This is a genomic window from Bacillus timonensis (genome assembly GCF_000285535.1).
GTDB lineage: Bacteria > Bacillota > Bacilli > Bacillales > Bacillaceae_L > Ferdinandcohnia > Ferdinandcohnia timonensis.
Window position 1 is genome coordinate 488,755 of the sequence record NZ_HE610988.1, and the last position, 8,051, is coordinate 496,805.

5 protein-coding genes, 21 tRNA genes and 1 rRNA gene are annotated in these 8,051 nt (G+C 41.1%); 4 read left to right on the forward strand and 23 right to left on the reverse strand.

The genetic code is table 11. The annotated features are described in order from the left end of the window. The first annotated feature begins 80 nt into the window (after positions 1-80). Together BTHG_RS19980 and BTHG_RS19985 are read left to right on the forward strand one after the other, a co-directional pair. Positions 81-1,016, forward strand: a complete 936-nt coding sequence (locus tag BTHG_RS19980; RefSeq protein WP_010678525.1) for a 1,4-dihydroxy-2-naphthoate polyprenyltransferase — start codon at positions 81-83, stop codon at positions 1,014-1,016. A gap of 125 nt (positions 1,017-1,141) precedes the next feature. Next, positions 1,142-1,897 carry a TraR/DksA C4-type zinc finger protein gene (locus BTHG_RS19985; protein WP_010678526.1) on the forward strand — a complete coding sequence of 252 codons (756 nt, stop codon included), beginning with the start codon at positions 1,142-1,144 and terminating at the stop codon, positions 1,895-1,897. Positions 1,898-1,932: 35 nt separating this feature from the next. Here the strand turns inward: BTHG_RS19985 and BTHG_RS19990 are convergent, their stop codons facing one another. Next, a complete protein-coding gene (locus tag BTHG_RS19990) occupies positions 1,933-4,344 on the reverse strand; it encodes a penicillin acylase family protein (protein WP_010678527.1) in 2,412 nt (803 codons plus the stop codon). Positions 4,345-4,531: 187 nt separating this feature from the next. On the opposite strand from BTHG_RS19990, the gene BTHG_RS19995 reads away from it, so the two are divergent. Both BTHG_RS19995 and BTHG_RS27150 read left to right on the forward strand, forming a co-directional pair. Continuing rightward, a complete protein-coding gene (locus BTHG_RS19995) occupies positions 4,532-5,326 on the forward strand; it encodes a TIGR00266 family protein (RefSeq protein WP_010678528.1) in 795 nt (264 codons plus the stop codon). 54 nt (positions 5,327-5,380) lie between these two features. Continuing rightward, the gene (locus tag BTHG_RS27150; RefSeq protein WP_187370817.1) at positions 5,381-5,557 is read left to right on the forward strand and encodes a hypothetical protein; all 177 of its coding nucleotides are present in this window, start codon (positions 5,381-5,383) and stop codon (positions 5,555-5,557) included. A 90-nt stretch (positions 5,558-5,647) separates the two neighbouring features. On the opposite strand, the gene BTHG_RS20005 is transcribed toward BTHG_RS27150, so the two are convergent. From BTHG_RS20005 to rrf, 22 genes are all read right to left on the reverse strand, one after another. Further along, positions 5,648-5,719 (reverse strand) — tRNA-Glu (locus BTHG_RS20005). A 27-nt stretch (positions 5,720-5,746) separates the two neighbouring features. Continuing rightward, positions 5,747-5,837 (reverse strand) — tRNA-Ser (locus BTHG_RS20010). A gap of 5 nt (positions 5,838-5,842) precedes the next feature. Further along, positions 5,843-5,917: transfer RNA gene (locus BTHG_RS20015), tRNA-Asn, on the reverse strand. Between the two features lie 9 nt (positions 5,918-5,926). After that, positions 5,927-6,003: transfer RNA gene (locus BTHG_RS20020), tRNA-Ile, on the reverse strand. A gap of 11 nt (positions 6,004-6,014) precedes the next feature. Further along, positions 6,015-6,088 (reverse strand) — tRNA-Gly (locus BTHG_RS20025). A gap of 10 nt (positions 6,089-6,098) precedes the next feature. Then, a tRNA-His gene (locus BTHG_RS20030) sits at positions 6,099-6,174 on the reverse strand. A 26-nt stretch (positions 6,175-6,200) separates the two neighbouring features. Continuing rightward, positions 6,201-6,273: transfer RNA gene (locus tag BTHG_RS20035), tRNA-Phe, on the reverse strand. 8 nt (positions 6,274-6,281) lie between these two features. Continuing rightward, positions 6,282-6,357, reverse strand: a tRNA-Asp gene (locus tag BTHG_RS20040). 80 nt (positions 6,358-6,437) lie between these two features. After that, positions 6,438-6,514: transfer RNA gene (locus BTHG_RS20045), tRNA-Met, on the reverse strand. 183 nt (positions 6,515-6,697) lie between these two features. Continuing rightward, positions 6,698-6,790 (reverse strand) — tRNA-Ser (locus BTHG_RS20050). Positions 6,791-6,810: 20 nt separating this feature from the next. Further along, a tRNA-Ile gene (locus BTHG_RS20055) sits at positions 6,811-6,887 on the reverse strand. Between the two features lie 20 nt (positions 6,888-6,907). Beyond that, positions 6,908-6,984 (reverse strand) — tRNA-Met (locus tag BTHG_RS20060). Between the two features lie 29 nt (positions 6,985-7,013). Beyond that, positions 7,014-7,089 (reverse strand) — tRNA-Ala (locus BTHG_RS20065). A gap of 10 nt (positions 7,090-7,099) precedes the next feature. Continuing rightward, a tRNA-Pro gene (locus tag BTHG_RS20070) sits at positions 7,100-7,176 on the reverse strand. Between the two features lie 5 nt (positions 7,177-7,181). Continuing rightward, a tRNA-Arg gene (locus BTHG_RS20075) sits at positions 7,182-7,258 on the reverse strand. A gap of 14 nt (positions 7,259-7,272) precedes the next feature. Further along, positions 7,273-7,361: transfer RNA gene (locus BTHG_RS20080), tRNA-Leu, on the reverse strand. 17 nt (positions 7,362-7,378) lie between these two features. Continuing rightward, positions 7,379-7,453: transfer RNA gene (locus BTHG_RS20085), tRNA-Gly, on the reverse strand. A gap of 4 nt (positions 7,454-7,457) precedes the next feature. Beyond that, a tRNA-Leu gene (locus BTHG_RS20090) sits at positions 7,458-7,538 on the reverse strand. A 14-nt stretch (positions 7,539-7,552) separates the two neighbouring features. Beyond that, positions 7,553-7,628 (reverse strand) — tRNA-Lys (locus tag BTHG_RS20095). A 5-nt stretch (positions 7,629-7,633) separates the two neighbouring features. Further along, a tRNA-Thr gene (locus BTHG_RS20100) sits at positions 7,634-7,709 on the reverse strand. Positions 7,710-7,720: 11 nt separating this feature from the next. Further along, positions 7,721-7,796, reverse strand: a tRNA-Val gene (locus tag BTHG_RS20105). Between the two features lie 10 nt (positions 7,797-7,806). After that, positions 7,807-7,922 (reverse strand): 5S ribosomal RNA (gene rrf, locus BTHG_RS20110). Positions 7,923-8,051: the final 129 nt, after the last annotated feature.

The window sequence follows — 8,051 nt, forward strand, 5'->3', positions numbered from 1 at the left end:
TTTAAACCATTGACAGTACTTGTCCAATTGACTAAACTGTACTGTGGATATACATGACTTGACATGAAAGGAGAAGTCTAATGCAAACAGAACTTCAGTCAAATCAAAAGCTATCAAAAAAGCCTTCCAATGGTTTTCAAGTATGGTGGAGACTCATGCGCCCACATACACTCACTGCATCCTTTGTTCCTGTCATTTTAGGGACAGTTCTTGCACTTTCAGATACAACTATAGACCTTTCTCTGTTCATAACAATGTTAGTTGCTTGTCTTCTAATTCAAGCAGCAACCAATATGATAAATGAGTATTTTGATTATAAACGTGGCCTTGATACGGCTGAATCAGTCGGGATTGGCGGAACCATTGTTAGAGACGGAGTACAACCAAAGTTAATCTTAAACTTAGCATTTACCTTTATGGGAATTGCCACGCTTTTAGGCGTTTATATTTGTATGAATAGCAGCTGGTGGTTAGCATTAGTGGGAACCATTTGTATGTCAGTTGGTTATTTATATACAGGCGGTCCATTTCCGATATCATCGACACCTTTTGGAGAGCTTGCAGCTGGCTTCTTTATGGGCATGATCATTATCTTAATATCGTTTTTCATTCAAAGTGGAACAGTAACAACAACGAGTATTTTTATTTCTATTCCAATTATGATACTAGTTGGGGCAATTAACATGTCAAACAATATTCGTGATTTGGATGGCGACAAAAAAAATGGTCGTCGAACGTTACCAATTTTATTAGGAAGAGATAATGCGATTAAATTCTTAGCAGTATTATTTATTATTTCTTACGCATGGATTATTGTTTTAGCATTTATTGGAATTGCCTCTTTCTGGACTCTTCTTGTTTTCGTAAGTGTTCCAAAAGCTATTAAAGCCGTAACCGGATTTATAGGCAAATCCGAACCTATACAAATGATGCCTGCCATGAAAGCAACAGCCCAAACAAATACGTTTTTTGGATTTTTGTTATCGATTGGAATCTTTATAGATTACTTCATTTGAAACACGATTTTATATCGTGTTTTTTTTATCCATACATGTACTTTTTGACATTTATGATTTTCGTGTTTCAGTAAATAATACATAACAAGATTCGTTACGAAATCATTATGGAAGGAGTGCTTTCTATGTTATCAAACGAGCAATTATCAACCTTCCGTTCACAGTTGATAAACGCAAAAAAAGAGGTTGAGGAGCAATTACAAGATAGTGACCATTTTGATTTAGAGCGTGGACATTTTCATGGTTCGGTTGGAGAACTTTCTTCTTACGATAACCATCCTGGTGATGAAGGAACTGAGTTATACGAACGAGAAAAAGACATTGCCCTTAACGAACATATCGAAAAGGAATTAAAAGACATCGCATACGCCTTACAAGCAATTGATGAAGGAAGATATGGGAAATGTGAAATATGCGGAAAAGATATTCCATTTGAAAGATTAACTGCTGTTCCAACAACAACGTATTGTGTTAAACACAGTCCAACCCAGGTTGTCTCTCATAATCGACCTATTGAAGAGGGCGTATTAATGCCTCCATTTGGGAAATTTGTAGATGAAGAAGATAATGTAGCTTTTGATGCAGAGGATTCATGGCAAGATGTTGCAAAGTACGGCACATCTGAGTCGCCATCAGACCTTGTTGATCCTGTTGATAGCTATAATGAAGTATTTGTTGAATCAGACGAAAATGTTGGCTATGTTGAGGATTATGAGAACTTTGTTGCAACAGACATTGAGGGAAAAGAAGTAATCATCTACCCAAATAACCAGCATGAACGATATGAAGAAGTGTTAGATGAAGAAGGAATTATGACGATGTTTGGTGACCTCCCTCCATATGAAAAGGAACCATATACACAGGAAGAAGCTGAAGATTAATTGGAAAGCAGTGGAAAATTTTCCACTGCTTTTCATTACTTAGACGGTTGCAAAACAAGTGTATAGCTATTCTCCTTGTATCTTTCTTCGTTAATATAGGAAAGATGATATTTTCCTGTTGTCCAATCAGAAATTTGGTCATGATAAAATGGACTTAATACATGACCAGACTGTCCAGGTCCAACGACATTGTAGCTTTCATTTATATTTGCCAAATCAATGACAGATCTCCATGCCGCCCCATGTGTAATCGCACCTGAATTCTTATTAAAGCTTGCAGCTGCCACTGTAATTCCACTTCCGCCCATTGGTACAGCTTCATTATTATTAAAAAGATAGTTTAACGGTGAAATCGCCGACAATGGATGCTCAAAAAGAACATTATGGAATTCTCCCCAGTTCCATTCACGAGGATTGTCCCCTTGCTCTTCTACAGCAAAATAAACAGCTCTCTTAAACGATTCTAATGTAACCTTCTCAAGACCACCAGCTTCAGACAACCATATCCCTTCATCGCCTTTTGCCGCATCTCGAATCATTTGGTCAACAATTTGAGACTTGCCTTCAAACAACTTATCAATTTCTTTTGGAATGGATTGTTCAAATAATACATTTGCAAATTCCTCCATCCAGATATGAAAGACAAGAGGCTGACCATCTTCTTTTCTGTCTACAAAATCCCACCCTTTTAGCTCCTCAATGACCGTCTTATCTATCTCTCTTAGCTGATCTTCATTTTTTGTTAATACATTTAGAAAAAGTGGGAGAAGTTCCTCGGCCTGTAAATTATGTTGGTCAAACTGCAGTTGAAGCATGTCATCAACCTTGACTACCTTTTTACTAGTCAAGACATCTCGAATACGTTGCTGACGATAAGGCTGTGCCCATGTGTTAGTGATATGGTATGGATAGTCATCGGTTACGACTTTATTATTTGCTGTAGAGATAAAACCTTCCTCCGGGTTTACAATCGTAGGCAGTTCATCCCAAGGAATATATCCTTCCCATTCATATTCATCCGTCCATCCTGGTACAGGAACAGAACTATCTCCTTTTTTTCTAATTGGGATTAACCCATTTGCGCGATATGCAATCGTTCCATCTGTAGCCGCAAATACAAAATTTTGGGCAGGGGTATGGAAATATGTAAGAGCCTCTTTAAATTCATCCCAATTTTTTGCCTTATTAAACAGTAATACTGCTTCTAGTTCGGTTGAAGGGCTAAGTGCTGTCCATTTTAAAGCTAAAGCCGTTTCTTCCTTATGATCATGGGTGAATTCGGAAATAATCGGTCCATGTCTTGTAACCTGAACTTGATAGGGTATTGTGTCTCCATCCTTTACCTTTATTGGTTCATCTATGATTTGAGCATTCTCCCATTTTCCCATGTACTCAAACTGAACCGGATTATCTGGATTCCTTTTTTCAATATATAAATCCTGTACATCTGGCCCTACATTTGTTACCCCCCAAGCAATGTGTTCATTTCGTCCTAATATGATGCCTGGAACTCCAGCGAAAATAACACCACTTACATTTACCTCATTATTTTGTAAATGAGTTTCATACCAAATTGATGGTGTGGCTAATCCAAGATGAGGATCATCAGCTAAAATCGGCAATCCAGATTCTGTTTTCTCTCCACTAACAACCCAATTATTACTCCCATTAAACTCATTAGGAAATGGAGCGGCAGCAATACTTTTTGAAATATCAATAGGATGTTCTTTCATTGCTTGTAAAACAGTTGCTCCACCCTCAGGGTATGTAGGAAGTAACTCTAACCATTTTTCTTCTGACACATGTTGGGCCATATAATATCGAAATGCTTGCCCTTTATAATGGCCTCCTAAATCATACGCCATATATTTTCCGATTGTGAGGGAATCGATTGGACTCCATTCTGATGGTTCATAACCTGCTAGTGTAAACTCCACTGGCAATTTGTTCTTCTCTTTCACTTCCTTAATAAAAGCATTAACACCATCTGCATAAGATTGCAGAACATCCTTGGCTTCAGCCGAGTACACACCATACGACATTTCAGCAGCTCTACGTAAACCAAGTGTTCTAAAGTATTTATCCTGCTCGACAAGCGAAGCACCGATTACTTCGCTGAGCTCTCCTGAAGCCTGCCTTCTACTTAAATCCATTTGAAATAATCGGTCCTGTGCGGTTACATACCCTTGTGCAAAATACAAATCATGTGTGTTTCGCGCAACAATATGAGGAACTCCATTTTGATCACGTATCACTTCAACCTCTTCGATTACACCATCGACACTAATTTCACCCTCAATAACTGGTATACTTTTTTTCAAATATAAAAAGCCAGCCAAAATACTTGCTACCAGAAGGAGAATAATAGTTATTCCTGCTAATAAAACAATTCTCCATCGTTTCTTCCTTGGCCATATCCGTCTTTTAAGAGCAACTTCCGAACTCATAAAACCCTCCTTCAATTTCATTATTTCAAGAAAATTCTAAATATATTATAATGGTCATTTTTCTATTTGTCATTGAAATCTCTAACAGAATTAACATTATTTTGATTCCGTTAGCATTATTGAAAGGAAGATACTAATAAATGACGAATTAGTACACTATATAAACTTTAAGAAAGGAAGAACAAAGATGAACGCTCACGAGATTGAATATAACCTTTATGGAGACGACATGCAGTTTGTTGAAATTGAATTAGATCCGAATGAAAGCGTAATTGCAGAAGCAGGTGCAATGATGATGATGGAAGATGGAATCTCAATGGAAACCATTTTTGGTGATGGTTCAGGTACTTCAGGTGGAGGTCTATTAGGAAAACTATTTGGCGCAGGTAAAAGAGTTCTTACAGGAGAGAGTTTATTTATGACGGTTTTCACGAATAGCCAAATGGGAAAAAAACATGTTTCGTTTGCAGCCCCATATCCAGGGAAAATCATTCCGATTGATTTAAGCTTATTAGGCGGAAAAGTTGTTTGTCAAAAGGACTCCTTCCTATGTGCCGCAAAAGGAGTATCAGTTGGCATAGACTTTCAACGCAAATTAGGAACTGGCTTTTTCGGTGGAGAAGGCTTTATTATGCAAAAACTAGAAGGAGACGGTTTAGCGTTTTTACATGCAGGTGGAACCATACATAAAAAAGAACTTCAACCGGGAGAAATTCTTCGGATTGATACTGGTTGCCTAGTCGGAATGACAAAGGAAGTCGATTATAATATTGAATATGTTGGAAAAATAAAAACGGCATTTTTTGGTGGCGAGGGGTTATTCTACGCAACAGTACGGGGGCCGGGAACTGTTTGGGTACAGTCATTACCGTTTAGTCGTCTTGCTGACCGTATCTTTGCAAGTGCTCCTAGAAATGGGGGAAGCACAGGTGAAGGAAGTCTACTAGGAGGTCTTGGAAACTTACTAAATGGCGATGATTAAAACAAGAATATTTATATGAAGAACAGGGAGGATAATAACTGGAGGTGTTATGAAATGAAACGAAAAAAGGAAGTTGAAGATTTCAACGGAGAAGCTCCTTTATTTGATGCCCCTGATGATAAAATTCTCGCATTTGACATGTTCCGTGGAATATCACCCGGACTCTTTTCAGATGTAGATTTAGACAACCCAGCAAAGAAAATAGAAGATGATATCATCTCGCAAGATTAAAACACCTGGTAACAGGTGTTTTCTTTTTAGAAAAATAATAACACTTTTTGACAAATAAAAAACGCCATGAGAAATTCTCATAACGCTTGATGACCCGTACGGGATTCGAACCCGTGTTACCGCCGTGAAAGGGCGGTGTCTTAACCGCTTGACCAACGGGCCAGAAACGATATTTATCTGAATTCAACATGGCGGAGAAGGAGGGATTTGAACCCTCGCGCCGCTTACGCGACCTACACCCTTAGCAGGGGCGCCTCTTCAGCCACTTGAGTACTTCCCCAAAAATGGCTCCACAGGCAGGATTCGAACCTGCGACCGATCGGTTAACAGCCGATAGCTCTACCACTGAGCTACTGTGGAATAATTATATGGTGGGCCTAAATGGACTCGAACCATCGACCTCACGCTTATCAGGCGTGCGCTCTAACCAGCTGAGCTATAGGCCCATTTTATAGTTTGGAGCGGGTGATGAGAATCGAACTCACGACATCAGCTTGGAAGGCTGAGGTTTTACCATTAAACTACACCCGCAACTTTTATATGGGGCGGCTGATGGGAATCGAACCCACGAATGTCGGAACCACAATCCGATGCGTTAACCACTTCGCCACAACCGCCATTAAAGTTTAGTAAATAAATAAGGTGGCTCAGGACGGAATCGAACCGCCGACACAAGGATTTTCAGTCCTTTGCTCTACCGACTGAGCTACTGAGCCACAACATATGGCGGTCCCGACCGGGATCGAACCGGCGATCTCCTGCGTGACAGGCAGGCATGTTAACCGCTACACCACGGGACCATTTAGTACTATTTGGTATTTCTTTTTTTGACACAAAAATTATTTTACAATAACATTTTCAACTTGTCAATAACTTTTTTTGGTTGCGGGGGCAGGATTTGAACCTACGACCTTCGGGTTATGAGCCCGACGAGCTACCAGACTGCTCCACCCCGCGATAATAATAAATAATAAAATTAATTCATGCGCTTTGTTAGCAAATAACTGTCCCTTCCTCTAAAAGCTTTTCAAGAAGCTTTGTCCGTCGGGACAACTCGCAGTATTTCGATGATGCAACGCTCGTTGCTCCACCCTGCGATAATAATAAATATTAAATTCAACTGATGTTACTAAAGAAATATGGCGGAGGAAGAGGGATTCGAACCCCCGCGGGCTTTAACACCCCTGTCGGTTTTCAAGACCGATCCCTTCAGCCGGACTTGGGTATTCCTCCACATATAAAAAAGTTGTAAATGGTGGACCTTGTAGGACTCGAACCTACGACCGGACGGTTATGAGCCGTCTGCTCTAACCAGCTGAGCTAAAGGTCCGCAGTTCTTTTAAATTCAAATGGTAGCGGCGGAGGGGATCGAACCCCCGACCTCACGGGTATGAACCGTACGCTCTAGCCAGCTGAGCTACACCGCCATAATGAAAATTAACTATAAAGATTCTATTGGTGGAGCCTAGCGGGATCGAACCGCTGACCTCCTGCGTGCAAAGCAGGCGCTCTCCCAGCTGAGCTAAGGCCCCAAATATTATATGGTCGGGAAGACAGGATTCGAACCTGCGACCCCTTGGTCCCAAACCAAGTGCTCTACCAAGCTGAGCTACTTCCCGTAAAATGGCGCGCCCGAAAGGAGTCGAACCCATAACCTTCTGATCCGTAGTCAGACGCTCTATCCAATTGAGCTACGGGCGCATTTTAATATTTGATGGTGCCGAGGACCGGAATCGAACCGGTACGGTAGTCACCTACCGCAGGATTTTAAGTCCTGTGCGTCTGCCAGTTCCGCCACCCCGGCATTTCTTAAAATATCTCTGGAGCGGAAGACGGGATTCGAACCCGCGACCCCCACCTTGGCAAGGTGGTGTTCTACCACTGAACTACTTCCGCATAATGCGGGTGAAGGGACTCGAACCCCCACGTCAAAGACACTAGATCCTAAGTCTAGCGCGTCTGCCAATTCCGCCACACCCGCATAATTAATTTAAATGGTGAGCCATGAAGGACTCGAACCTTCGACCCTCTGATTAAAAGTCAGATGCTCTACCGACTGAGCTAATGGCTCACAAGTGGTGCCGGCTAGAGGACTTGAACCCCCAACCTACTGATTACAAGTCAGTTGCTCTACCAATTGAGCTAAACCGGCAAGATACTATATGGTGGAGGATGACGGGATCGAACCGCCGACCCCCTGCTTGTAAGGCAGGTGCTCTCCCAGCTGAGCTAATCCTCCGTCTCTTCCAACCTAGCGGCGTCCTACTCTCACAGGGACAAAGTCCCAACTACCATCGGCGCTGAGAAGCTTAACTTCCGTGTTCGGTATGGGAACGGGTGTGACCTTCTCGCTATCGTCACTAGATAAAGTAAAGACAAGATATATTATACTATCTTCTAAAAATATTTCAAGAAGAAATTTTCATTCCTTCAAAACTAGATAACGTACGTACATTCATAAAGTTATTTGTCTAGCTCCGGCTCCTAGCCTCTC